At 43.6% G+C, this 25,698-nt stretch carries 21 protein-coding genes and 2 pseudogenes; 9 read left to right on the top strand and 14 right to left on the bottom strand.

Features of this window, described 5'->3' with window-relative positions:
* Window positions 1-35 precede the first annotated feature (35 nt).
* Window positions 36-2,813, top strand: a complete 2,778-nt coding sequence (locus HC175_RS11755; protein WP_168138695.1) for an outer membrane beta-barrel protein — start codon at window positions 36-38, stop codon at window positions 2,811-2,813.
* Here HC175_RS11755 and HC175_RS23870 read toward each other — a convergent pair.
* The 6 genes from HC175_RS23870 to HC175_RS11730 all read right to left on the bottom strand — a co-directional run bounded on the left by HC175_RS23870 (window position 2,810) and on the right by HC175_RS11730 (window position 6,293).
* Window positions 2,810-3,040 (bottom strand): hypothetical protein, encoded by a 231-nt coding sequence (locus HC175_RS23870; RefSeq protein WP_209309979.1) that lies wholly within the window; start codon window positions 3,038-3,040, stop codon window positions 2,810-2,812. The two genes, HC175_RS11755 and HC175_RS23870, sit on opposite strands and share 4 nt — an antisense overlap.
* 102 nt (window positions 3,041-3,142) lie before the next feature.
* Window positions 3,143-3,949, bottom strand: a complete 807-nt coding sequence (locus HC175_RS11750) for a TPM domain-containing protein (RefSeq protein WP_168138694.1) — start codon at window positions 3,947-3,949, stop codon at window positions 3,143-3,145.
* A complete protein-coding gene (locus HC175_RS11745; protein ID WP_168138693.1) occupies window positions 3,949-4,383 on the bottom strand; it encodes a TPM domain-containing protein in 435 nt (144 codons plus the stop codon). Before HC175_RS11745 ends, HC175_RS11750 begins: the two co-directional genes overlap by 1 nt.
* Before the next feature lie 2 nt (window positions 4,384-4,385).
* Window positions 4,386-4,982 carry a LemA family protein gene (locus tag HC175_RS11740; protein ID WP_168138692.1) on the bottom strand — a complete coding sequence of 199 codons (597 nt, stop codon included), beginning with the start codon at window positions 4,980-4,982 and terminating at the stop codon, window positions 4,386-4,388.
* 1 nt (window position 4,983) lies between these two features.
* Window positions 4,984-5,316: a MerR family transcriptional regulator gene (locus tag HC175_RS11735; RefSeq protein WP_168138691.1), complete on the bottom strand. Its 333-nt coding sequence runs from the start codon at window positions 5,314-5,316 to the stop codon at window positions 4,984-4,986.
* The gene (locus tag HC175_RS11730) at window positions 5,316-6,293 is read right to left on the bottom strand and encodes a M23 family metallopeptidase (protein WP_168138690.1); all 978 of its coding nucleotides are present in this window, start codon (window positions 6,291-6,293) and stop codon (window positions 5,316-5,318) included. The genes HC175_RS11735 and HC175_RS11730 overlap by 1 nt, the downstream gene beginning before the upstream one ends.
* A gap of 123 nt (window positions 6,294-6,416) precedes the next feature.
* Here HC175_RS11730 and alaS point away from each other — a divergent pair, with 123 nt between their 5' ends.
* The 3 genes from alaS to HC175_RS11715 all read left to right on the top strand — a co-directional run bounded on the left by alaS (window position 6,417) and on the right by HC175_RS11715 (window position 10,785).
* Window positions 6,417-9,029, top strand: a complete 2,613-nt coding sequence (gene alaS / locus HC175_RS11725) for an alanine--tRNA ligase (protein WP_168138689.1) — start codon at window positions 6,417-6,419, stop codon at window positions 9,027-9,029.
* Window positions 9,030-9,175: 146 nt separating this feature from the next.
* Window positions 9,176-10,114 carry a GSCFA domain-containing protein gene (locus HC175_RS11720; protein ID WP_168138688.1) on the top strand — a complete coding sequence of 313 codons (939 nt, stop codon included), beginning with the start codon at window positions 9,176-9,178 and terminating at the stop codon, window positions 10,112-10,114.
* A gap of 56 nt (window positions 10,115-10,170) precedes the next feature.
* Window positions 10,171-10,785, top strand: a complete 615-nt coding sequence (locus HC175_RS11715; RefSeq protein ID WP_168138687.1) for a DUF4230 domain-containing protein — start codon at window positions 10,171-10,173, stop codon at window positions 10,783-10,785.
* Here HC175_RS11715 and HC175_RS11710 read toward each other — a convergent pair whose 3' ends face one another.
* From HC175_RS11710 to HC175_RS11695, 4 genes and pseudogenes are all read right to left on the bottom strand, one after another.
* Window positions 10,786-12,543 carry an aromatic amino acid hydroxylase gene (locus tag HC175_RS11710; protein WP_168138686.1) on the bottom strand — a complete coding sequence of 586 codons (1,758 nt, stop codon included), beginning with the start codon at window positions 12,541-12,543 and terminating at the stop codon, window positions 10,786-10,788.
* 142 nt (window positions 12,544-12,685) lie between these two features.
* Complete coding sequence (locus HC175_RS11705; RefSeq protein ID WP_168138685.1) at window positions 12,686-13,222, bottom strand: DUF4136 domain-containing protein; 537 nt, start codon at window positions 13,220-13,222, stop codon at window positions 12,686-12,688.
* 18 nt (window positions 13,223-13,240) lie between these two features.
* Window positions 13,241-15,272, bottom strand: a pseudogene (locus HC175_RS11700) (urocanate hydratase).
* 5 nt (window positions 15,273-15,277) lie between these two features.
* The gene (locus HC175_RS11695; protein WP_168138684.1) at window positions 15,278-15,451 is read right to left on the bottom strand and encodes a C1orf53 family protein; all 174 of its coding nucleotides are present in this window, start codon (window positions 15,449-15,451) and stop codon (window positions 15,278-15,280) included.
* 33 nt (window positions 15,452-15,484) lie between these two features.
* Here HC175_RS11695 and HC175_RS11690 point away from each other — a divergent pair, with 33 nt between their 5' ends.
* Complete coding sequence (locus HC175_RS11690) at window positions 15,485-15,811, top strand: hypothetical protein (RefSeq protein ID WP_168138683.1); 327 nt, start codon at window positions 15,485-15,487, stop codon at window positions 15,809-15,811.
* A gap of 9 nt (window positions 15,812-15,820) precedes the next feature.
* On the opposite strand, the gene HC175_RS24705 is transcribed toward HC175_RS11690, so the two are convergent.
* Complete coding sequence (locus HC175_RS24705) at window positions 15,821-16,156, bottom strand: hypothetical protein (protein ID WP_369074331.1); 336 nt, start codon at window positions 16,154-16,156, stop codon at window positions 15,821-15,823.
* 99 nt (window positions 16,157-16,255) lie between these two features.
* Window positions 16,256-17,191, bottom strand: a pseudogene (locus HC175_RS24635) (FAD-dependent oxidoreductase); the annotation flags it as partial.
* A 150-nt stretch (window positions 17,192-17,341) separates the two neighbouring features.
* On the opposite strand from HC175_RS24635, the gene HC175_RS11680 reads away from it, so the two are divergent.
* Genes HC175_RS11680 through hemL form a run of 3 tightly spaced genes read left to right on the top strand, consistent with a single transcriptional unit; the run spans window position 17,342 to window position 20,402 of the window.
* Window positions 17,342-18,280 carry a 1-aminocyclopropane-1-carboxylate deaminase/D-cysteine desulfhydrase gene (locus HC175_RS11680; protein ID WP_168138682.1) on the top strand — a complete coding sequence of 313 codons (939 nt, stop codon included), beginning with the start codon at window positions 17,342-17,344 and terminating at the stop codon, window positions 18,278-18,280.
* Between the two features lies 1 nt (window position 18,281).
* Window positions 18,282-19,103 carry a glucosaminidase domain-containing protein gene (locus HC175_RS11675; protein ID WP_168138681.1) on the top strand — a complete coding sequence of 274 codons (822 nt, stop codon included), beginning with the start codon at window positions 18,282-18,284 and terminating at the stop codon, window positions 19,101-19,103.
* Window positions 19,104-19,112: 9 nt separating this feature from the next.
* The gene (gene hemL / locus HC175_RS11670; protein ID WP_168138680.1) at window positions 19,113-20,402 is read left to right on the top strand and encodes a glutamate-1-semialdehyde 2,1-aminomutase; all 1,290 of its coding nucleotides are present in this window, start codon (window positions 19,113-19,115) and stop codon (window positions 20,400-20,402) included.
* A gap of 223 nt (window positions 20,403-20,625) precedes the next feature.
* Here hemL and HC175_RS11665 read toward each other — a convergent pair whose 3' ends face one another.
* Complete coding sequence (locus HC175_RS11665) at window positions 20,626-22,143, bottom strand: GH3 auxin-responsive promoter family protein (RefSeq protein WP_168138679.1); 1,518 nt, start codon at window positions 22,141-22,143, stop codon at window positions 20,626-20,628.
* Window positions 22,144-22,246: 103 nt separating this feature from the next.
* Between HC175_RS11665 and HC175_RS11660 the strand changes: the two genes are divergently transcribed.
* On the top strand, window positions 22,247-23,041 hold the full coding sequence (locus HC175_RS11660) for a DUF2797 domain-containing protein (protein ID WP_168138678.1): 795 nt from the start codon (window positions 22,247-22,249) through the stop codon (window positions 23,039-23,041).
* A gap of 1 nt (window position 23,042) precedes the next feature.
* Here HC175_RS11660 and HC175_RS11655 read toward each other — a convergent pair whose 3' ends face one another.
* Window positions 23,043-25,691, bottom strand: a complete 2,649-nt coding sequence (locus HC175_RS11655; protein ID WP_168138677.1) for an AsmA family protein — start codon at window positions 25,689-25,691, stop codon at window positions 23,043-23,045.
* Window positions 25,692-25,698 lie beyond the last annotated feature (7 nt).

Here is a 25,698-nt window from a genome sequence, read left to right as displayed (position 1 = left end):
GAAGTGGCAGCATTTTATTTTATAACCTCCTCTTAATGAAGCATTTTTTCTTTCTATGCCTATTTCTTGTTGCCACAGGAAGTTGGGCTCAGCAATTCAAAATTTCCGGAAAAGTAGTTGATGCCGAGACACAGGCACCCCTGGAATCTGCAACTCTTTTTGTAGAGAAGGTCCAGGATAGCAGCCTCGTGTCCTATACCATCTCCAGTAAAACAGGGAATTTTGTCATCGAAGGTTCCGAAAAGGTCGATACGCTAAGGCTGGTAAGTACCTATAACGGTTATAAGTCTCTTTCAAAAACTCTTGTTCTAAAAGAGCCAACTATGGAACTGGGTGTCTTAAAGATGGAGGTTGCCAATAACCTCCTGGGAGAGGTCACTGTAATTTCTGAACGAGCTCCTGTTACGGTAAAAGCTGACACCCTTGAATTTAATGCGGCCTCCTTTAATACCAGGCAGGATGCCAATCTTGAAGAGGTAATGAAAAAACTTCCCGGCGTAGAGATAGATGCACAGGGAAATATAACTGTTAATGGAAAACCTGTATCGCGTATCCTCGTGAACGGGAAAGAATTCTTTGGGAATGACCCTAAGATCGCTACTAAGAACCTTCCGAAGGAGATCATAGATAAGATTCAGGTGGTAGACACCAAAACCAAATCTGAAGAATTTACCGGTAAGGCTGGAGATCCTGAAAATAAAACTATTAATGTGACCATAAAGGAGGATAAAAATAAAGGGTACTTCTCTCGATTTACAGCTGGCGGTGGTACAGATGAACGTTATGAACTAAGTGGGATTGCGAATTATTTTAAGGATGACCTGCGGGTAAGCGTGCTGGCCAGTTCCAACAACATCAACAGCTCGGGCTTTAGTATGGATGAGGTTTTTGATATGATGCGAGGTCGCTCAAGAAGTATTATGATTAGGAGTAACGGAACTTTTGCAGTGAATGGAATGTCATTTGGTAGTGACCAGGGAATTACGAAAAGTGAAACTGCAGGTCTCAATTTTACGAACGACTGGGGTGAAAAGCTCGAACTAACCGGAGATTACTTTTTTGGGAAGAGCGATACAGAAACGGCAAGTGTTGTGGAAAGGGAAACCTTTTTGCCTAACAGCACTTTTTATACAAACATAGTGTCTGATGCCAATATTATAAATGAAAATCATCGGGCCAATCTTTCCTTTGAAGTGGAACTGGATACAATGACCAGGATTGAACTTCGGCCATCTTTGAGCATCAGTAACGGTTTTGCGCATAGAACAAGCGCTTCTGAAAGAATTGACAGTAACAGAGAGCTGCTTACGAACACAGATGACAGGGAGGATGTTTACAATTCAGATTTTAACAACAGAATTGGCTTCACCCGAAAATTTGGGAAACGCGGAGCCTATCTGGAGGCCTCTTTTGAAAATACAAACCAGCTGCGGGAAAGCGAGAATTTTTTCTATTCCGAACTTTTAGATACCGAAGCTGGGGAGCTTGTAGAAACCAGAATTCAGGACCAGTTCATAGATGAGGAAAATACGACAGACGAATATGAAGCCGGGATCTCCCAACGGGCAGTTCTGGCCGAAAAGCTGTTCTTAGACCTGTCCTACGATTTTAGTACACAAATCCTGAGTAACACGCGAAACGTTTTAGAATTTAACGAAGACACCCGCGAATATGATCGATTTAATGAGGTGCTGTCTAATGACTTTGAAGTGAAGAGTTTGAAGCACATCCCCAATGCTGGGGTATCCTTTGAGGGTAAGAAGTTAAGAGCAGGCTTTGATGTAGGACTATTAAGCACTTCCCTTGAAAATACAAACTTCCTTGCCGATGTCGATTTTAAGAATACTTACAACAATCTTTTTCTAAGATCCAATGTGCGTTACGAAATAGAGCGTGGGAAAACATTGTATGCCGACTTTCGAAGTGATACAGAAATTCCATCTATTCGGGAGTTGCAACCTGTACCTAACCTTACAGATCCGCTCAACATAATCATAGGAAATCCTGAATTGCGCCCCGAATATTCCCGGCGCTTTCATTTAGGATACCAGAACTTTGATTTCGCAACCCGCAGCGGGATGAGTGTGTTTGCATCGGCCACTATATATGACGATCAGGTAGTGCCTTACAGCGTTACGGGCGAAGACCTTGTGACTACCACCACTTATCGCAATGTTGATGGCGGAATTTCCAGTTATGCGGGTGTTACTTTGAGTAAGAGGTTTAAAAAGGAGGAGCGGGAATTGAGTTACAGGCTGGGGATCTTCGGAAATTACAACCGTCAAATTGGCTTCAGCAATGGTTTTAGATATAATGCAGATCGTTATTCTTTCAATCCTTCCCTGAGACTAGGCTATAATTACAATGATCTTGTAGAGATCAATCCGCGGTATGAAATGAATTATAATCAGTCCAGATATGATATTAATTTTGGAAGGGAAGAGGAATATACCAATCACACTATCGCCTTGGAAGCCACTACCTACTGGCCCAAAAATGTGGTATTTGGTAATGATGTTTCTTTTATTTCCTTCGGAAACGTGGCGCCGGGATTCGATTCTACTTCCCTGCTTTGGAACATGAGCCTGGGATACAAATTTCTGGCAGATAATGCCACGCTAAAGGTAAAGGTTTACGATCTCCTGAATGAGAACGTCAGCACCCGAAGAGTAATAGGCGATGATTACGTGCAGGATACGCAGGAATTGATCCTGGAACAATATTTCATGGTTAGTTTTACTTATAAACTTAGCAGATTTGGAGGTAAAGATCCGAACAGAGGCAGAGGAAGAGGCGGAATTTTTATGTTTTAAAGCAATTGAATTGCAGTTGAACAACAAGACCTCTCAAAAAATGACATTTTTGAGAGGTCTATTTTTTTGAGCATAAATGGAATGCCAAGGCAGATATGCAATCCTTGCTGTGTTGGCCCATATTTCGCCCTTCCAGGGCTCTGATGAACATTGGGTTTCCTTGCCGGGGTTTGCCCATATCTATAAATATTTCGCCCCTCTGGGGCTGTAACTTTTAATAATACCATTTCCCCCGGAATGAATTTCGAGGCTACCAATGTGTTGCTCGAAGGCAGTAAATGAAATAAACAGATTGTAATTTGGTGCTTGTAATTTGGTATTTCTAGAATCTACCATCCCCCACCGGCGCCACCGCCGCCAAAGCCACCGCCTCCGAAGCCGCCGCCAAAGCCACCGCCTCCGCCGAAGCCTCCTCCGCCTCCAAAGCTGCCACCGCCGCCAAATCCGCCGCGTCCAAGGCTGCTAAGAATGAGTACGTCTAGAAGTCCGCCGCCACGCCGGTAGCCGCCTTTGCCGCCACCTCTTTTGTTTCGGGAACTCATTACAATAAGGAAGAAAATAAAGATAATGGCCAGAATTATAAAGCGTGCAGAAACGCCACTACCGGTACCTGCAGGCCTCGAACCTTTAAAGCTTCCGTTGAGGACTTCAAAAATTGCTGTTGTACCTGCGTCCAGTCCACGATAATAACTACCCGCCCTGAACTCGGGTAAAATAATTCCTTCTATGATCTCTTTAGAAAGAGCATCGGTAAGAGTGCTTTCAATACCGTAGCCGGTAGAGATCCAGATCTTACGTTCGGCCTCTGCCAGCAGGATCATAATACCATTGTCTTCTTCCGCCTGTCCTACGCCCCATTCATGTGCCCATTCTGCAGCATAAGTTCCAATGTATTCTCCATTAAGGCTTTCAATGGTGGCAATGACAATTTGTGTGGAGGTAGTATCGGCATAATTAATGAGCTTTTGCTCCAGCGCCTGCTCTTCGCTTGTGGAAAGTACATCGGCGCCATCGTAAACGCTGGTTTGATTCGCAGGTTTTTCTGGGATGTCACGTTGTGCATGTACGGCCTGTACTCCAAGGAAACAGCCTGAGACAATAGAAAGCACGAGGAATTTCCGAAGTAAATATTTCATTATTTGGATATTTTATCCGAGAGTTCATTTTTGTCGCCCTCGGTCCAGGGGAAATGTTCCTGTAATTCGTGACCGGCTTTTAAAATTCCGTCAATTAAACCCTGCTTGAATTTTCCCTTTTTAAACTGCGCTACAATGGCATCTTTTGTTGTTTCCCAGAAATCCTTAGGCACCACATTATTAATCCCTTTATCTCCATAGATGACGAACTGGCGATCATCTACCGCAACATAAATAAGCACTCCATTATCTTCTTTGGTATTGTCCATCTTGAGCAAATGAAAGACTTCCATTGCCCTGGCCCAGATGTCACCTTTACAGGTATGTTCAATGTGCACGCGAATTTCTCCCGAGGTCTTTTGCTCGGCTTGCTGAATAGCTGCTACTATTTCTGCTTCATCTTCCTTGGAAAGAAAATCTTCAATTTTTGCCATTTTTAAAAGTCAAAGTCAACTTCGGGTGCATTTTCGGAACCTGGATCTCCTGCGAATAAAGGCATCTCATCAAAACCATACATGCCAACAATCAGGTTATTTGGAAATTTCCTAATGTAGGTATTGTAATCCCGAACGGTTTCATTGTATCGGTTCCTTTCTACATTGATCCTGTTTTCTGTGCCTTCCAGTTGTGACTGTAGCTGCTGAAAGTTTTGGGTGGCCCGTAACTCTGGATATCTCTCCACAGTTACGAGTAACCTTGAAAGTGCAGAAGAAACCTGCCCCTGGGCTTGTTGAAACTGTTGCAGATTTTCTTCGGTAAGATTGTCTGCATCGACATTTACTGAAGTCGCCTTAGCACGAGCCTCGATAACATCTGTAAGTGTACCACGTTCAAAATCGGCCGCGCCTTTTACAGTGTTCACAAGATTTGGAATCAGGTCATTTCGTCGCTGATAAGCGCTCTCTACCTGAGACCAGGCAGTCTCGGCATTCTCCTGCCTTTCTACGGCAGTATTATATTTACCTACAGTTAGCAAGTAGAGTCCTAGTAGAATTGCCCCAATAATTAGAACGGGCACAAGCCATTTTTTCATGTTATAATTCGTTTTTTAGTTTGATTAGTGTGGATTTTATATTCTCCAATTTTCGGATGATCTCAAAGTTAGACAATGTTTTCCGGCTTTTCTCTTCCTTTAGATGGATTTTAGCACCTTCAAGAGTAAAACCTCTTTCCTTGACCAGGTGAAAGATGAGTTCGAGGTTCTTTATGTCTTCCCTGGTAAATTTGCGATTGCCCTTTGCGTTCTTCTTTGGCTGGATAACGTCAAACTCCTTTTCCCAGAATCGAATAAGCGAGGTGTTGACGCCAAATGCTTCGGCTACTTCACCAATTCCATAATACAGCTTATCGGGCAGGTCTACATGCATTAATCCAGAGATTGATTTTCCTGTTGTGACTGTTCGAGGATCTCATCATATTCGGCTGGAGAAAGATGACCATAATAGAAGTTGATCGGGTTGATCTTGTCCTCGTCCTTGAAGATCTCGTAGTGCAGGTGTGGTGCTTGTGATCGCCCTGTACTGCCCACAAAGCCAATAAGATCTCCACGCTTCACCTTCTGGCCTCTTCTAACATTGTATTTGTATAAATGCGCATACAGGCTTACATACCCATAGCCATGATCGATCCTTATGTGATTTCCATAGCCACTTGAGCGGTTATCTGCCCTTTCCACAACGCCATCTCCGGTTGCATAGACAGGGGTGCCGCGAGGGGCAGTGAAGTCCATACCGTAGTGAAATTTCCTAACTTTAGTAAATGGATCTGTTCTCCATCCATACCCCGAAGCCATCCTTTTAAGGTTCTCGTTTTTCACAGGCATTATTGCGGGAATTGAAGCGAGCAGGTTTTCCTTGTCTTTTGCAAGGCTCACAATTTCATCAAGAGAACGAGATTGTACTACCAGCCTTTTGGTGAGCATGTCCAGCTTTTTATGACTGTCCATGATTAATTTTGAATTGTCAAAGCCTTCAAGATCCTTATAGCGGTTAATTCCTCCAAATCCGGCAAGCCGCTGCTCTTCTGGAATAGGATTTGCCTCGAAATAAAGTCGGTAAATATTGTTGTCTCGATCCTCTACATTGGCCAAAACCTGTTCAACCTGCTCCATTTTTCGATTGAGAAGATTGTATTGTAATTTCATGTTTGCAAGTTCCCTTGAAAGTGCTCTTTCCTTAGGAGTTTCCAACTGCGGAATGTTGAGGTAAATTACCAGAAGAACGAAACCTGCCAGGAAAGATCCTAGGACGCTGAGAGCAGCAATTCCCAGGCGGCGGCCCTTCTTGCGCTCGATCTTTTTATAGGAAAGCGTCTCGCTGTCGTAATAATATTTAACCTTAGACATAAGTTAAATTATTCTATTTTTGCGTTACTTAAAATGTTGCAAAAACAGTGCAACAGTCAGCTTGAGAAACGAACAAATATAAAAATTGTTTTTCCTAAAGCATAATATTAAATTTTTACTTTCATGAGATCCCAGGAGATACGTTCTAAATTCCTCGAATTTTTCCAAAATAAAGCCCATAGCATAGTGCCATCTGCGCCCATGGTGGTGAAAGATGATCCTACGTTGATGTTTACCAATGCCGGGATGAACCAGTTCAAGGAATTCTTCCTGGGCAACGGAATTCCTAAAAGTCGTCGTATTGCCGATACCCAGAAATGTCTGCGCGTAAGCGGAAAGCATAATGACCTCGAAGAAGTGGGGAAGGATACCTATCACCACACCATGTTCGAGATGCTGGGCAACTGGAGTTTTGGAGATTATTTTAAGAAGGAAGCGATTAGCTGGGCCTGGGAATTACTTACAGAGGTTTACAAGCTGAACAAGGAAGATCTCTATGTTTCAGTTTTTGAAGGAAACGAAGAAGAAGATCTGCCTTTAGACAAGGAAGCGCTTGATCTTTGGAAGCAGATAGTTGCTGAAGACCGCATCATCTACGGAAATAAAAAAGACAACTTCTGGGAAATGGGAGACCAGGGACCATGCGGACCTTCTTCTGAAATTCATATTGATTTAAGGTCGGCTGAAGAAAAGGCCATAACTCCCGGAAGAGACCTTGTAAACAACGACCATCCGCTGGTAGTGGAGATCTGGAACCTGGTTTTTATTCAGTTTAATAGAAAAGCCGATGGTTCCCTGAAGAAATTGCCGGAAAAACACGTGGATACAGGGATGGGGTTTGAGCGCCTTTGCATGGCGTTGCAGGGAGTAAAATCCAATTATGATACCGATGTCTTTACGCCCCTAATCAAGAAGATTTGCGAGATCACTAATTCAAACTACGGAAAGAACGAAGAAACTGATATAGCTGTACGTGTGATCGCAGATCATGTGCGGGCGGTATCCTTTGCTATTGCTGACGGGCAGTTACCCGGAAGCGGCGGAGCAGGATATGTGATTCGAAGAATTTTGAGAAGAGCAATTCGATATGGATTTACTTTTCTTAATCAAAAAGAAGCCTTTGTATATAAGCTGGTGGAAACGCTGGCAAATCAAATGGGAGAAGCTTTTCCCGAATTACGTTCTCAGCAGAACCTCATTACTAATGTGATAAGAGAGGAGGAAAATTCCTTTTTACGCACCCTTGATCAGGGACTGGTTTTGTTGGACCAGATCATGCAGGAGAGCAAAGACAAAAATGTTTCGGGCAAAAAAGCCTTTGAATTATACGATACTTATGGATTTCCTATAGACCTAACAGCACTTATTCTCAGCGAAAAAGGATATTCCCTGGATCATAAAGGATTTGAAGCAGAACTTCAAAAGCAGAAAGATCGTTCGAGAAATGCCTCAAAAGTGACTTCGGGTGACTGGCAGGTGGTGAAGGATGCCGAAACCGAAGGTTTTGTAGGTTATGACAGCCTTGAAGCTGAAGTGGAGATCCTGCGGTACCGAAAAGTGGAATCGAAAAAAGAAGGCGAGCTGTATCAGCTGGTCTTCAGCAAAACTCCTTTTTATCCTGAAGGCGGGGGCCAGGTAGGGGACAAGGGAGTTTTGGAGGCAAAAAATGGAGCTGTAATTTACATTTTAGACACCCGAAAGGAGAATAACCTTATCATTCACTTGGCAAAAGAACTTCCTGAAGAACTTTCGGGAACTTTCACTGCTAAGGTCAACGCGGCACAACGTGCGCGGACAGCTGCAAATCATAGCGCCACTCACTTGCTGCACCAGGCGTTAAGAAGCATTCTTGGAACACATGTGGAGCAAAAAGGTTCTATGGTGCAAAGTGATTACCTGCGATTCGATTTTTCACACTTCAGCAAGGTAAGTTCAGAGGAATTACAGCAAATAGAAGATTTTGTAAATTTCAGGATTGCCGAGAAACTGCCGCTTGTTGACAATCGGGAGATGACTTATCAGGAAGCTATAAATGACGGCGCAATTGCCCTTTTTGGAGAGAAGTACGGGGACAAGGTCCGTGCGGTTCGCTTCGGAAAATCTATGGAGCTTTGCGGGGGAACCCACGTTGGAAACACGTCAGATATATGGCATTTTAAGATCCTTTCTGAAGGTGCGGTAGCATCGGGAATCAGAAGGATCGAGGCGATAACAAATGAAGCTGCAAAGGAATATTTTTCAGATCAAACAAAGACTTTCAGCGAGATCAAAGCAGTGCTTAAAAACGCACAGGATCCGGTGAAAGCGGTGGTGAACCTGCAGGAAGAAAATACTGAACTAAAGAAACAGATCGAAACTCTGCTTCGCGATAAAGCTAAAAATTTAAAAGGAGATCTTAAGAGCCAGATCAAAGAGGTCAACGGAGTGAATTTCTTGGCGCAGCAGCTTGACCTGGATATGGGCGGGGTAAAAGATCTTTCTTTTCAGCTGGGAGATGAAATGGACAATCTTTTTCTCCTTTTTGGTGCACAACAGGATGAAAAAGCCATGCTTTCCTGTTACATCTCTAAGAACCTGGTAGAGGAAAAGGGATTGAATGCAGGGAAAGTAGTAAAAGAATTAGGCCGATACATTCAGGGCGGTGGCGGCGGACAAGCCTTTTACGCCACAGCCGGAGGTAAAAACCCCGCCGGACTCAATGAAGCATTGCAAAAGGCGGTAGAGTTTGTGAAATAACTGCATAACAACCCTTTCAGGGTTCAGAACCCTGAAAGGGTTTTAATCATACCTAACCTGCAAGGTCTTTTTTCCGACCTTGTAGGTTTTATAGTAAATCAGACCTCACAGGTTTGAAAAACCTTTGAGGTCTTGAAAATATTAAAATGGAATTTCGAACCCAAATTCCCGTAACACCTCAGGAACCAAAAATTGGTTACTCCTCAAAAGTGCTGCTTTTGGGTTCCTGTTTTGTCGAAAATATTGGGAAGAAACTGGACTACTTTAAATTCCGAAACTTACTTAATCCCTTCGGAATTCTATTCCATCCTGCTGCCATACATAACCTTTTAAAAAGGGTAAAAGAGCAGCATGTTTATTCTGAAGCCGATATCTTCTTCCACAACGAAACCTGGCACTGCTACGAAGCACATTCAGATCTTAATGCGGTGGAAAAGGAAGAAATCCTGAACAAGTTGAATGCCGCAGTAAAAGAAACAGCGGAATTTTTGAAGTCGGCTACTCATGTGATCATTACGCCGGGGACTGCCTGGGGCTACAGGTTGAAGGAATCTCGTGAGGTGGTGGCCAATTGCCACAAGGTGCCGCAGGCGAATTTCAGCAAGGAAATAACAGAGGTCAAAAATGTCCTTTTTGAGACCTCAGAAATTGTGAGGATCCTGAATCCTTCAGCTGAAATTATCTTTACAGTTTCTCCTGTTCGCCATCTAAAAGATGGTTTTGTTGAAAATCAGCTGAGCAAGGCTAAATTGATCACTGCAATTCAGGAAATCGTAGCTTCCGAAGAACATTGCTCTTACTTTCCTTCTTATGAGATCATGATGGATGAGCTTAGGGATTACAGGTTCTATGCTGAAGACATGATACATCCTAATTCCACAGCTGTAGATTACATCTGGGAGAAATTCCGGGAGGCGTGGATAGCTTCAGAAGCTTCCGAAGTAATGAAACGAGTGGATACCATCCAAAAAGGGCTTTTACACCGACCTTTTAATGAAACTTCCGAAGCACACCAAAAATTCAGAAAAGATCTTCAGCAAAAGATAGAAAAGCTGGAAAAAGAGGTGCCGGAAATCCGATTCTAGAAGAATCTTCACATTTTCTTCAAATAAAGCCTGTTCCTAATTCGTATTTTTAGAACATGAAAAAATACATTGTTGGTGCTCTTGTGGTCCTTATCATTTTTTTGGGCTATAGGTATTGGGAAAACAGGAATGAGGAGAGGGATCGCCTGGAGGAGAGTACCGCAATGATCCAGCAACAAATAAAGAATGTTGGCAAACTGGTGGTGACCGAAGGTACTTTTTCACAGGTCTACACTTATAAAGACACCAAAAATCGATTCCTGGACGTACTTCCAGCCCGAAAAAAGGCATTGATCATTGTCAATGCAAAAGCTACTGTGGCCTACGATCTGAGTCAGCTGCAAACAGAAGTAGATGTCGAAAATAAGACGGTGCGAATCACACACATTCCTGAAGAAGAGATCAACATTTATCCCGACATAAAATATTACGACATCACGCAGGATTATCTCAATCAATTTACTGCCGAAGATTACAATAAGATCAAGACGCGCATCAATAAATCCATGCGTGAAAAAGTGGAGAATTCGTCATTAAAATCGAATGCCAAAAACCGGCTGATCAGTGAGCTGCAAAAGATCTATATCCTTACAAATACTCTTGGCTGGACCCTTACCTATAACGACGAGGAGTTTGGTGCAGCCCGCGAAATGCAGGAGCTAAAACTTTGATCAACCTGTAACCAGAGAAGGTTTGACCAGTTCAAGACCATTGTCTATGAGATGGGCGACTTCGGGCCTGCGTTTTTTCACGTCCTCAAGATATTCCACAACTTCGTTGGCAAGTTTTTCATCTTTACCATGGGCCAGTTCAAAGATTTCTACCGATAGCAACCAATCCTTTTGGTGATATTTCTTAACCAGATCAAAGGCTGCCTGCAGGGAAAATTTGGTGTTCTTACCCTGTCTTATATTGCGTACAGATTCGTATAGAGACTCCAGTTCCTCACGTTCTGGTGTTTTTTTGCTTTTAATGGTCGTAGAAGAAGGCGTGTGGGTGATGAGGTTAAAGGATTTCGCATCTGCAGGTCCTGCAAAAGCCGAAACCACTTCTTTTCCAATGGCCATATCGTAATTCCCCCATTCAGGTTTAAATAGTACCTCGTCTTTACAGGTAACGGTACAATCTTTTAAGCTGATAAGAATAACTTTCCCTTGGAGATTCCTGGTTCCGGTGATGATCTCTCCTTCAACTGTTAATCCGCCTTCAAATTCAAAGCTTACTTGTTCCCCTTCGTAGATATCGTACGCCCTCAAATCTCTCGGACTCATATCTTCAATGGCAAGATTTATACCTTTTAATCTACCTATGGGCGATCCAAAACCTTCCGGATGATTTACTTTTCCATGACCCACAAGTTCTTTTTCTCTCGCTGCCAAAGCTGTTTCCCCGGTGGTCTGGAAATAGATAGGTTTTCCTTCATGTTCAATTACGCGGCTAAAGTTTCCGGAGATCTGTATTCCCGTACTTAATTCAATGGTGCCAATATTTTTTGATGTTATGAGCTTTCGTAAGCCTTCCAAACCACCCACTCTGAGAGCCATTTTATTCGCGAATTCTTCGAGCACCATGCTCAAATGAGCAAAATCTGGTGTTACGTATAGCTGAGGCTGAGGTTTTGTAATGTCAAATTCCTGCTGTGCAGCTGCAATGGTATAGGGTATCTTTTTAACCTTATCGGTCATACACCAGGCGCTTTCACCAATAGAAGAAAGAAGTCCGGCGCCATAGATCTTCGGATTTTCTACAGTGCCAATAAGTCCGTATTCCACGGTCCACCAGTGCAGGTTTCTAATTTGGGCCATTTCACTTTGTTCCCGCAGGTCATTCTGCAGTTCATCGACTCTTTTTTCGGCCGCTGCGATCTCTTCTTCAGGAGTATCTTCGGCTTCTTTAATGATAGATAAATGACGAATAGCCTCGTAGATCTCATAATCTTTGGCACTGGATATCGCCTTACAGCCTATTTCTCCAAAGCGGCGCAGGTATTCGGCATATTCAGGATTCGCGATAATAGGAGCGTGGCCCGCACCTTCATGGATGATATCGGGTGCCGGAGTGTACTCAATGTGTTCGAGCTGCCGAATATCACTGGCAATGACCAGTACATTAAATGCCTGAAATTCCATAAAAGCTGCCGGCGGAATAAATCCGTCAACCGCTACTGCAGCCCAACCTATCTCCTTAAGGATCCTGTTCATTCCATACATGTTGGGAATGTGATCTATGGAAATCCCGGTTTGCTTTAAGCCGTCGAGATAAGAGGAGTGGGCTACCTTACTCAGGTAATCCACATTTTTACGCATCACGTATCTCCACACTGCCTGATTGATAGGCGTGTAGTCCTCGTAATTCTGTGGTTTTATAAACTGCTTCAGGTGTGCCGGAAGCCTGTCGATGATCTCGTTAGATTCAAATTCTTGTTCCATAGCTATAGGTAATGAACAGGTTCTAAAGATACAAAATTATTGACTTTCCAATAGATTGTACCTCATGTGGAATGCCGATGTAAAGAAAATAAAAAGCCGCAAAAATTAGAGGTTTTTGCGGCTTTATCAGGGGAATTGAAGTTTAATTCAACGACGGGGGATATTTTTTAAGGATCTCCTCAACAATCTCGTTGATTCTCTCCTGTTTCTTTTCTACTTTACTTGAAAGTGCGGCTGTACCCATTCCTTGCCATACCAGTTCCTTTTCACTGGCATCTACAAGGTCGATGTACAAAGTTCCTTCTGTAGTGGAGTTCACAGTGTTATGTCCAGCTCCCCAGTACCAGGGGTGCCATCCCCAGCCATAACCATATCCGTAAGGATTGTTGTAAATGTTCACATTTTCTTTCGTCTTTGTGAAAATACTTACCAGCAGATCGGGATTGTCTGACTTTGTAAATCCTTTTTCCTGCATTTCCTGATCTATGGCTCTCAGGATCCTTTTCTTGTCGAGGTCAGAAATTTCAGCTTTGTCGATTCCGGGTTTAAAGAATGCGTAAGTCTGGTACTGTGAGAAATTTACTTCCCGGTCGTAATCTGTCGCTACTTTAACGCTGCTGCAGGATGTCATCACCAGCACAAAAAGCACAAGTACCGAAGTAATTTTAATTGCTTTCATAAAAAAAGAATTTTTAGGTTAAGTGTCCAGGAGACGATCGTCAACTATATTTGGAATGGTGACTTTTAACCTGGGCTCGGTTTCCATAGCCCGTTTTATAGCGAATATGGCACCTTCATTTCTAGCCCAGGACCTTCTGGCAATACCATTATTTACATCCCAGAACAACATAGCGTTAAGTCGTCTTTCTGACTCCAAATTACCCTCAAGAACCATACCGAAGCCGCCATTGATCACTTCTCCCCAGCCAACTCCGCCGCCATTATGGATGCTCACCCAGGTCGCTCCTCTAAAGCTGTCTCCAATGACATTCTGTATGGCCATATCGGCCGTGTAGCGGGATCCATCGTAAATATTGGAGGTTTCCCGGTAAGGAGAATCTGTTCCCGAAACATCATGGTGATCCCTGCCCAGAATTACAGGTCCAATTTCCCCTTTTTCGATAGCCTTGTTAAAAGCTCTTGCAATTTCAATACGACCTTCGGCATCGGCATAAAGAATCCTGGCCTGGGAGCCTACTACCAGCTTATTGGCGCGGGCACCTTCAATCCATTTGATATTATCCTGCATTTGCTGCTGAATCTCCTCTGGTGCTTTCTGTTTTAACTGCTGAAGCACTGCCCGTGCAATTTCATCTGTTCGTTCCAGATCTTCTTCTTTTCCGGAAGCGCAAACCCAGCGGAAAGGTCCGAAGCCATAGTCAAAGCACATAGGTCCCATGATATCCTGTACGTAACTGGGGTAGGCGAAGTCCTTATCGTCGCCGCCTGAAGTTCCGCTAACGAAATTTCCATCCTCATCTTCCGGCCCGAGAGGCTTCAAGTAAAAAGGCATTTCCGTAATCGAAGAAGTACGTGCCTTTTTTGGTGTGGCGGTTGATGGCTTCCGTTTGCCTGCGCAGACTTTCCCTTACTTTATCCTTAAATCTTTCAGGATCTGTGCTCATCATCTCGTTTGATTCTTCCAGAGTTAATCCAGCGGGATAATAGCCGCCGGCCCATGGATTGTGAAGAGAGGTCTGGTCGCTTCCCAGGTCGATATGTATGTCTGCTTTATCAAATTTCTCCCATACATCTACTATATTTCCTAAATAGGCGAAGGAAATTGTTTTTCCTTCAGCTTTTGCTTCGGTCACTTTTTGGGTCAATTCCTCAAGATCCTCAACAACTACATCTACCCACCCCTGAGAATGACGCGTGTGAACTGCTTTTGGATTTACCTCGGCGCAAACAGTGATGCAGCCGGCAATGTTTCCGGCTTTAGGTTGCGCACCACTCATTCCTCCAAGACCTGAAGTCACAAAAAGGGACCCTCCCCCAGGCCCCCTCCCTGGCAAGGAGGATGAGTTTTTTGCTATTTTTCGTAGGGCGTTGAGCACCGTGATCGTGGTCCCATGCACAATTCCCTGCGGGCCAATGTACATGTAGCTTCCCGCGGTCATTTGTCCGTACTGTGTTACTCCCAGCGCATTGAATTTCTCCCAGTCATCCTGCTTTGAATAGTTCGGGATCATCATTCCATTGGTCACTACAACGCGAGGTGCATCTTTATGAGATGGGAATAGCCCCAGCGGGTGGCCAGAGTTCATGACGAGCGTCTGTTCCTCGGTCATTTCGGCCAAATATTTCATCACGAGCCTGTACTGCGCCCAATTCTGAAAAACTGCTCCGTTACCGCCATAGGTGATCAATTCATGTTGATGCTGGGCCACTTTAGGATCCAGGTTGTTCTGGATCATAAGCATAATAGCTTTTGCCTGCTCGCACTTTCCGGGGTATTCGGAGATAGGACGCGCATAAATGTCATAAGCGGGACGCAGGCGATACATATAGATCCTGCCATAGGTCTCCAGCTCATGTCGAAATTCCGGAAGCAGTTCTTCGTGATGTTGCTTATCAAAATACCTAAGGGCATTGCGCAGGGCCAGTTTTTTCTCTGCGGGAGTAAGGATGTCCTTTCTTCTTGGAGCGTGATTAACTTGTGGATCGTAGGCTTTTGCGGGAGGTAAGTTTTCAGGAATACCTTCTAAAATGGCATTTTTGAAGTCCATTTGAGCTATTTTTTCTGTTGGTTGGTTTTCTTATTAAAGCCGTAAGGGCAATGGCGACAACCACTCTGGCAGCAGTACCCTCTCTTGAGATGGTATTGTTCGGTAAAGCAGCGGTAGCCTTCGGGAGTGAGGTAGTAATCTCCTTCTTCCAGCGGAATTTTTTTCTTTAAAAAACTCATATTACAAAAATAGCATTTTCTTATCTTGCCCTTATGTTTGTGGTGGTAAATAAATTCATGCTCGCCAAACACTTCGACGGAGTGGTCTTATGGCCGTTTGTAGTTGTGAAGCGCGAAGAACTCAAAAGAGACGCTGTTTTTATGAACCATGAACGCATTCATCTCAAGCAACAGGTGGAACTGCTGGTGATTTTCTTCTTTATCTGGTATTTCTTTGAATATTTTATCAGGCTTGTTAAATACAGGGATTCATACAAGGCGTATAACAGGATCTGCTTTGAGCGTGAGGCTTATGCCAACGAACGTAACCTGAATTACATTAGGAACAGAAGGTTCTGGAATTTCAGAAAATACCTGTAGTTGCATTCGTCATTCCAGGTCTTTTAGGTCCTCAAGCATGGTAGGTAATAGTTCACTTACAGTAGGGTGAATATGAACAGCATCTCTTAAAACCTTATAGGAAGCGCCGGCATACATTTGATCTATGACGGTATGGATCAACTCGTCTGCCCCGGTTCCTAAGAAAGTCGCTCCCAGTATTTTATCAGTGTCTGCATCAATAAAGATCTTGAGCATGCCTGTGGTTTCTCCTTTCTCCTTTGCCCTGGCTATATTTTCCATCGGCATTTCGGCCAACTTTGCTCTTATTCCCTTTTCCTTTATTTGTTGCTCATTTAAACCCACACGTGCCAGGGGTGGATCTATATATGCTGCATAACAGGGAAATCTGTCGGTGAGGCTCCTCTTTTTATTTTCAAAGAGCTGAGCACGTACTATTTGAAAATCATTATAAGAAGTATGGGTAAAGGCTCCTTCGCCATTACAATCGCCCGTGGCCCAGATGTGGGGCACAGAAGTCTGGAGCTGTTTGTTGACCTCTATAAATCCATGCTCGTTTTGCTTTATTCCTGTGGTTTCCAATCCCAGCCTGTCGGTATTTGGCACTCTTCCCACCGCCAGCAAAAGCTGAGATGTTTTTATCATTTTTGAGCCTGCTTCACAATTGTATGTCACTTCTATCTCGCCATCACGCTCTTTCGCTGCAATGCAATCGGAATTGAGAAACACCTCGACCCCGCTGTCTCACATGATCTCCAGCAGAAGTTTTGAAACATCCTTATCTTCCTTTTTCATAAGGCGATCCCCACGTTCTATGATGATGACCCGGCTTCCAAAACGACTGAACATTTGAGCGAATTCCAAACCAACATAGCCACCTCCAATAATGACAAGGGTTTTAGGAATCTCTTCCAACTCTAAAATGCTCCTGTTGGTGAGATAATTTATATTTCTGAAGGCTTCCGGGACACGGGGTCGGCCTCCTACGTTGATGAAGATCTTACTGGCAGTAATTTGGTCATCATTTACTCTTATCGTAAAGTCATTTTCAAAAACCGCTTCCCCGCGAATAAGGCTTATATTTTCACTGGTAGAAAACAATTTCTCCAGGCCCGCATGGGAATCGGCTATTAATTTATCCTTTCGGGCTTTTATTTTTTTCAGATCTACCTGCACCTTTCCCTCGATGTTCACGCCAAGTTCACTGCTGTGCTTTGCAACAAAGGCCCGGCGGGCTGAAGCCACGTAGGCTTTTGTGGGTGTACAACCCGTGTTCACACAAGTACCGCCAAGATCGTCTTTTTCAATTATTGCAACCTTCTGGCCATGTTGGGCGAGACTGGCGGCCAGCGGCGGACCAGCCTGCCCGGTGCCTATGATGATCGCGTCATATTTTTTCATTGCTTTTTCAATTACTTCTGAAGATTTCCTGCCTTGATTCCATGTTTTCAGAAATTAATAAGACTTTTTGGAATAACCTCCTGCATTTATTATAATTAGTTCATAATCTTTGCACAAGATCCCTGCACCTGGATTCGAACTTGTAAACCAATGACCACAACACCAACCCTGTTCACCTCAACTCCCGTTACTCCCAACCAATTCATTACTGAAGTGAATGGAGTTTTCATTTATATGAAACGGGAAGATCTTTTGCATCCTGAAGTTTCGGGCAATAAATTCCGGAAGCTGAAGTACAACATAGCTGAAGCTACCTCTCAAAAAAGGCAAATTCTACTCACCTTTGGCGGAGCTTTTTCAAATCACATAGTTGCAACGGCCGCTGCCGGTAAGATCTCAGGTTTTGAAACCGTGGGAGTAATAAGAGGGGAGGAGCTGGGAAAGGATCTTGAAAAAACCCTTCAGGAGAATTCTACCCTTGGGTTTGCACATGAGTGCGGAATGAAACTTCATTTTATAAGCCGAAGTGATTATCGCGAGAAAACTTCCGAAGCATTTATTGAAGAGCTGCGGAAGAAATTCGGAGACTTCTACCTGGTCCCCGAAGGCGGAACAAATGAACTGGCCGTAAAAGGTTGTGAAGAAATACTAACTCCCGAAGATGAAAATTTTGACCTGATTGCTTGTGCCGTAGGAACGGGTGGAACCATCAGCGGTTTGATCAATGCTTCAGGAGAAGATCAGCAAATCCTGGGCTTTCCGGCATTAAAAGGCGATTTTCTGAAAGCTGAAGTAGAAGGTTTCAGCAAAAAAAATAACTGGAAAATAATACCAGATTACCATTTTGGAGGTTATGCTAAGGTGAATGCGGAATTGATCCACTTCATTAACAGCTTCCGAAATGAATTTGGCGTACAGCTCGATCCTGTGTACACAGGGAAATTAATGTACGGGCTCTTTGATCTTGCAGAGAAGGAATATTTTTCTAAAAATACTCGTATTTTAGCCATTCATACGGGAGGCCTCCAGGGGATTTCCGGAATGAATGAAGTGCTTAAAATGAAGAATTTACCCCCAATTTTGATGTAAGATGAAAGCTGCTTTTAGATATTTAATGTTATTGTTGCTCATATTCACCGTAGCATGTGGAACAGGGAAGAAAGTCACCAAAGATCAACAGACTTCTACCAAAAAAAGGGAGGTGCCTGCGGTGGTCGACCGCAATGCCCCTGGAAAAAAAGAGACTCAGGTACCTGCTGCACCCAAGACTTATGGAGACAAAATCCTGGCTTATGTGCAGCAATATGCTCCTATAGCACAGGAAGAAATGCAGTTATATAAAATTCCTGCCAGCATTACCCTTGCTCAGGGAATCTTGGAATCGGGGGCCGGGGAAGGCGAACTTACGCTTAAGGCCAACAATCATTTTGGAATTAAATGTCATGGCTGGAGCGGGGGTAGTGTCTATCATGATGATGACGAATCTCAGGAATGTTTTAGAAAATACAAGGACCCGAAGTATTCCTATCGCGATCATTCTCTTTTTCTTACCGAAAGAAAGCGCTATGCTGCCTTGTTCGATCTTGATATTTCCGACTATAAAGGTTGGGCGCATGGTCTTAGGGCAGCAGGATATGCGACAGACAGGAAGTATCCAGATAAACTGATAAGTCTTATAGAAAGATACCAGCTCTATTTGTACGACGGCGATGCCCCGGCGAGGGAAATAATTGCCTATTCTGCCTCAAATGCTTCAGAGAGCTACCGCACTAGTGAGTACAGGGTGCAAAAGGGAGATACGCTGTATTCAATTGCAAAAAGACACAACCTAACGGTTGAACAATTACAACGAATTAATAATCTTCAAGGCACTAATATCGGCATTGGCCAAACCCTTTTAGTGACACCTTAAAATCATATTATGATCTATAAAAGAAGCAGCGAGTTATTTGCTGCAGCTAAAAAAGTTATTCCCGGTGGAGTAAACTCTCCTGTGAGAGCATTTAGTGCTGTTGGGGGGGAACCTATTTTTATTAAAGAAGCCAAAGGAGCTTACCTGTTTGATGAAGATGGCAACAAATATATTGATTACATCAATTCCTGGGGTCCGCTTATATTAGGACATGCCTTTGATCCTGTTGTTAATGCAGTGGTGGAAAGGGCAAAAAAAGGCACCTCTTTTGGTACTCCTACTCAGCTGGAAACTACTATAGCAGAACTGGCTGTATCCATGGTTCCAAATATTGATAAAATAAGAATGGTAAATTCGGGTACCGAGGCTACCATGAGTGCGGTGCGTCTTGCCCGTGGCTTCAAGAACCGGGATAAGATCATTAAATTCGCCGGTTGCTACCATGGGCACAGTGACTCCTTTCTCATTCAGGCAGGGAGTGGAGCCGTAACTTTCGGAACTCCCAATAGTCCAGGCGTGACTAAAGGCACTGCCCAGGATACTTTGCTGGCCGCTTACAACGATCTTGAGAATGTTGAGCAACTTCTGGAAGCTAACAAAGGAGAGATCGCGTGTATCATTCTCGAGCCAGTGGCAGGGAACATGGGATGTATCCCTCCAAAAAATGGATTTTTAGAAGGTCTTCGGCAGCTGTGTGATGAGCACGATGTGTTGCTTGTTTTTGATGAGGTAATGACGGGCTTCCGACTTGCAAAAGGGGGAGTTCAGGAAGTATATGGCATAAATGCAGATATTGTTTGCTTCGGAAAAGTAATTGGCGGCGGATTACCCGTGGGAGCTTTTGCTGCCCGAAACGAGATCATGGATCACCTCGCACCTCAAGGACCGGTTTATCAGGCGGGAACCCTGAGTGGAAATCCGCTGGCGATGGCTGCGGGTCTGGCTATGCTCCAGGAATTGAATTCAGATGCCGGAATATACCAGAGGCTGGAAGAAAAAACAACCTACCTGCACAAAGGCATTAAGAATGTACTTACCCGAAATGAAGTAGACCATACTATTAATCAGCAGGGATCAATGATCTCGGTACATTTTGGAGCGGAACCGGTGAGTGATTTCAAATCTTCAGCAAGGTCTGCCTCAACGGGAAAATTCAATAAGTTCTTCCACGGCTTACTGGACCACGGGATTTACATCGCGCCCAGTGCTTTTGAGACCTGGTTCATTACCGATGCACTCTCTTATGAAGATCTTGAGGCGACCATAGAAGCGGTGCATCAGGTTTCTAAGGAATTGTAGAATTGTTGTTTTAGATATGCCGCAACTCCGGCGCTTTCTTATATAGCAATTAATCTTTTACTATAAATATTTCGCTCCTCCGGAGCTATTATGAAAGTTCCAGCTCCAGAGAGCGGAATATTTATACTGCGGGAAAGACTCTGGGGCAGGAGCGCTGGAGGAGTGACATATAAATCATAGGTTTACAAAACCAGAAATGGTTCCAAATTCTACCGTCAACTGACTAATCTCCATTCATTTCCAGCAATTCTTCCACATAGGTGCGTTTATTGGAAAGCCGTGGGATCTTATGTTGTCCTCCTAATTTGTTGCGTTTTTTAAGCCAGTCATAGAAAAGATTTTCCCGCGCCTGGTGAACTTTAGGTGGGTTGAGCGTCATGTTATTGAAGCGTTTAGCTTCGTAATCACTGTTAATTTGCTGCAGGTGCGTATCGAGACAGGATACAAAGAATTCAAAATCCACTGGAGGCGTTTTGAATTCAATGATCCACTCGTGAGCTCCTTTTTCCCTGTCGAGCATAAAGACCGGAGCGGCAGTATAATCCACAATCTCACAATCTGTTTGCTGTGCGGCTTTTTTCAAGGCCTCATCTGTGTTCTCAATGATGAGCTCTTCTCCAAATACGTTAATGTGATGTTTGGTTCTGCCAGTTATTTTAATACGGTAGGGATCGAGACTGGTAAAACGCACGGTGTCGCCAATCTTGTAACGCCAAAGGCCGGCATTGGTGGTGATGAGCACGGCGTAATTTTTAGCCAGTTCAACTTCAGCCAGTGGAATCACTTTTTCTTCTGAAGTTCCAAAAGTTTCCATCGGAATGAATTCATAGAAAACCCCATAATCGAGCATCAGCAACAATTCTTTGGATTCATTGGAATCCTGAATGGCGAAGAAACCTTCCGAAGCATTATAGATCTCGTAATATCTGAAGCTGGACGAGGGGAGGATCTTCTTATATTGATCGGCGTAAGGAGCGAAGTTAACTCCGCCGTGAAAATAGACTTCCAGGTTAGGCCAAATCTCAAAGAGATTCTCCCGGCCCGAAGCTTCTAGTGCATTGTTGAGCAATACCAGCATCCAGGAAGGCACTCCTGCAAGACTTGTCACATTTTCTTTGATCGTTTCGTTGACAATAGCAGGCATTTTCACCTCCCAGTTGCTCATCAAAGATACTTCGCTGCTGGGCGTACTGCTGTATTCAGCCCAGAAGGGCATATTGTCTATCAGGATTGCAGACAGATCTCCAAATTGGGTGCCGTTGCGGCTGTAAAGTTCCTTGCTGCCACCCAGCCTCAAACTTTTGCCGCTAAAGAGCTGGGAACCGGGATTGTTGTTAAGATACATGCACAACATATCCTTTCCAGCGGCATAATGACACTTTTCAAGAGACTCATCACTTACAGGAATGAACTTGCTCTTGGCATTTGTTGTGCCACTGGATTTTGCAAACCATTTGATGGGCGTGGGCCAGAAGATATTGTTTTCTCCCCGGCGACTTCGTTCTATTTGAGGTTCAAAATCCTCATACTGCTGCAAAGGAACACGACGCGCAAAGTCTTCATAACTATTAATCGACTCAAAGTCGTAGCGCTTTCCAACTTCTGTATGCTTTGCTTTGGTGATTAATTTTTTGAGAAGTTCAAATTGTACCTCGTGCGGATATTTAATGAACAATTCCATTTGGTGTATACGCTTCTTGAGAAACCAGGAAGCAACAGAATGTACTAATGGAATTGGCATTTTTCTTTTTATCTTTAGACCCTTCTAAGGTTTGAAACCCGGTTAAAATTAAAACTATTCCTAAAGCCTGCAAAAAAATAGCAGACGATAAATATCATCTTTTATGACATACCAAGGCGTCCTCACCAAAATGAAAACCGAACTGGCAGAAAATGTTCAGTATTATCTCATTTTCGAAGAGGATTTTTTAAACATGAATCAGGTGCTGGATAAGAAGCTGGCGATAAATTTCCTGAATTATGAATGTACGGCCTGTAAGAAAAAGAAGAAGGTATTTGCTAATGGCGTGTGCTACAACTGCTTTATGGAGCTTCCTCAAAACGGCGAATGGGTGATAAGACCCGAGCTGAGCAAAGCCCATCTCGATACAGAAGACAGAGATCTGGAATTTGAAAAGGCTGTTCAGCTGCAACCTCATGTGGTTTATTTGGCCAACTCCAGTAACGTCAAGGTAGGAGTAACGCGTAAAAGTGAGATCCCGACCCGCTGGATAGATCAGGGAGCACATGAAGCCATAGAGATCGTTGAGGTGCCTAATCGCTATCTCGCAGGCATTACAGAAGTTGCCTTAAAAGAACATCTTTCAGATAAAACCAACTGGAGAAGTATGCTCACCAATGACCTGAAGGACCTCGACCTGGTTGCTATCAGAGAGGAGATGCGCCAATATTTGCCCGCTGAAGTAGCCGATTACTATCTTGCAAATTCCCGGGAACTGGAAATAAAATTTCCGGTTTTATCTTATCCTGCAAAGTGCAAAACGCTTAACCTCGCAAAAATGCCATTTTACGAGGGTGTTCTTAAAGGCATCAAAGGACAATACCTTATTTTCGAGGATGGCATGGTCTTTAACGTACGTAAGCACGAAGGCTTCAACGTTAGTCTCTCCCTCTCATAACTTACTGCTGATTTGTAGTGTCTTTCTTTTTTCTGGCTCCGTCAAGTATGCCGCCCAGGATATCTTTTGCGGTTTCTTTCACGGCTTCGTTAGGTTTTTTCTTTGCTATCGAATCCTGTTGTGTCGAATTCGTTGAGGTAGTAGTATCTCTCTTGCTGCCCGTAATGATCTCACTTAGCACATCCCGGCCTTTTTCCTTTAATTGATCTTTCTGCGTGCTAATGATGTTTTGAGTAAGGTTGTTCACTGCCTGCTGCACATTTACATTTATACTAGGATTGCTGAAATTTCCTTTAATATTCACGGGTAGGGCCACAGTTAGATTCTCCTGGTCCTGGGCACTAAGTCTGGCGAGAGTACTACCCAATTGACTTCCTAAATATTTTGCAGGGATCTCCATAGCGACCTGGTAATTCATATCCATGTCAAATCCATGGGAACCCGAAGCTCTCCCTTTTATGCCTTTGATATTAAAATCAAATGGCTGTACTTCTACCTGTCCGTTATTAAAGATGAGTTTTGTTTCCAGATCTTTTAGGTTGAGGTCATTGAGATCGATAAAATTCAGTCTTTGATCGAGCTGTGTGAGAAGCGGAGTTTGCCCTGGGTTTACCTTGGCGCCAATGATCTCGGCAAGGGCGTTCCCTGCTAAGGTCTGCAATTGTGGCGTTAGATCATCGTTGAGGTTACCCCGAAGATCAATATTTGTAGTTAGGGTTCCCTGTAGCGCCTTTGCAATGGGAGCAAGATTCCTCAATAGTTCCATGTCATTAAAGGCTCGGGCAATATCAATGGTCTTTAAATTCAGCTGCATGGCAAAATTCGGAGTCTCCTGGGCTGTAGAGACCAGGCCATTAATGAGAATATTTCCGCCAAAAATTGTAGATGAGAAGTTGGTAAGGGTTGCAGCCTCATTTGCAATTTTGAGATTCCCGGTGGTATTTTCCAGGACCAGGTTGTCATAAAAAACCTTGTTCGCAGAAAAGTCAAGAGTGGCATCAAGAAAAGAAGGGATCTTTATGGCCTCTTCACCAGTAGTAACTGCAGGAGTGGAACTTCCTTCTGATGGATCGTTGTTGGCAGTTTCCTTGACCATAAAATCATTTACAGCAAAAGTGTTTGACTGCACCTTGAAATTCCCTTTCAATTTTTGATCTGTAAACAGATACCCCATTAAATTCTGAATTGTCCCAGTGACCAGCATATCTGTTTTACCGGTAGTAGCAGCAAAGTTTTCAAGGGTAACTGTAGCAGGATTGAATTTGACCTGCGCTGTTGCGAGTCGAATTTCGTTCGGAATTTCGGGAGAGCGATAACTGAAGTTCCTGATAGTAGCTGTACCGCTACTTTTAACATTCTGATACTGCTCGGTCTCTACAGAATTCATGTCAAAGCTGGTGGTAAGATCTGCAGTGACGATCCCGTTCAGGTCCTGTTCGAGATCCAGAGGATAAGCTCTTGTGAGATTCTCGAGGTTAATAGTGCCCTGTAAGGCCATATTGACCAGCATATTTTCGGTGATGTTCCGAAGGCTGCCATTGGCTCGAAAGACATCCTGGTCGATCCTGAAATTCAGTTGGTCAATATTTACATAAGTGTCTTCAGCCAGCCCCGTTTCATTATTGATAACTGCTGCGATAGTAATGTCCTGTACGGCTTTTGGCAGGTCGGGATATTTAAAGGCAGCATTGTTAGAGGAAATATTGATCTGCATTTTTGGAATGTAGGTATCATCAATGATTCCTTTCAGAAAACCATCAACTACAAAATCTCCCGAGGTCTCAACGCTCTCAATATTTTTGGAATATTCTTCAGGGATCACCGCAAGAAAGTTCTTAAAAGAGGAGGTAGGAGTTTTGAATCGCAGGTCAATTTCGTTGTTGTTCTCATTCACCTGTACATAACCATCAAAGGTGAGAGGCAGCTGGTTGATAAGTGCCTCATTCTCGAGGAAGGTATATCGCATTTGCTCAAGATCCATCTCAAAATCTGCTTCCAGCTGGACCTTATTCCTTCTCAAATAATTGACTGAATCCATTTCCAGGCTCACCAGGGCGGTAGAAAAAGTGCTTAAAGTAGAGGTCCTGGCAGAAAAATCTCCGGTGCCGCTGTGATTGAGGTCTTCTACTGCCAATTTCAATTTGGCCCCTTCATCGTGATAATCTACCCGGGAATTCTTGATCTCATAATGTTCCACATCAAAACTGAAGCCCGTAGAACTGGTAGTATCTGTCACCGGGGCATTTTGTTGTATGGCAATGTCGTAATTGTTATTGCCAAGGGAGTCCACCTTTATGTTGAGCCAGGTGTTGTTGATCTTGATCACATCAATCTTTTTGGGTTCGTCCCCGCTTTTGAACAGCTGCTTTACAGACATCTGCAGAATAACCTCTTCGCTTATGGCCAGAGTGTCTCCTGCAAACGGGGCTTTGTTGATGACGCTGAGCCCTTCAATACCCAAGGTGGCATCTGGAAAATTCCTGAAAATACTTAAGTCGATATCGTTAAACGCGACCTCAGCATTCAGGTTCTTATTCAAAGTGTCCTGCACCAGAGCTTTTAATTGTTTTTCAAAGAGAAAAGGAGCGAGGAAGAGCAGCAGGAGGATCACTCCCAATACAATTCCGGTTATTTTTAAAAACTTTTTCATTTTTGGC

Source organism: Salinimicrobium oceani (genome assembly GCF_012037645.1).
This window is presented reverse-complemented; position numbering and strand designations above follow the sequence as displayed.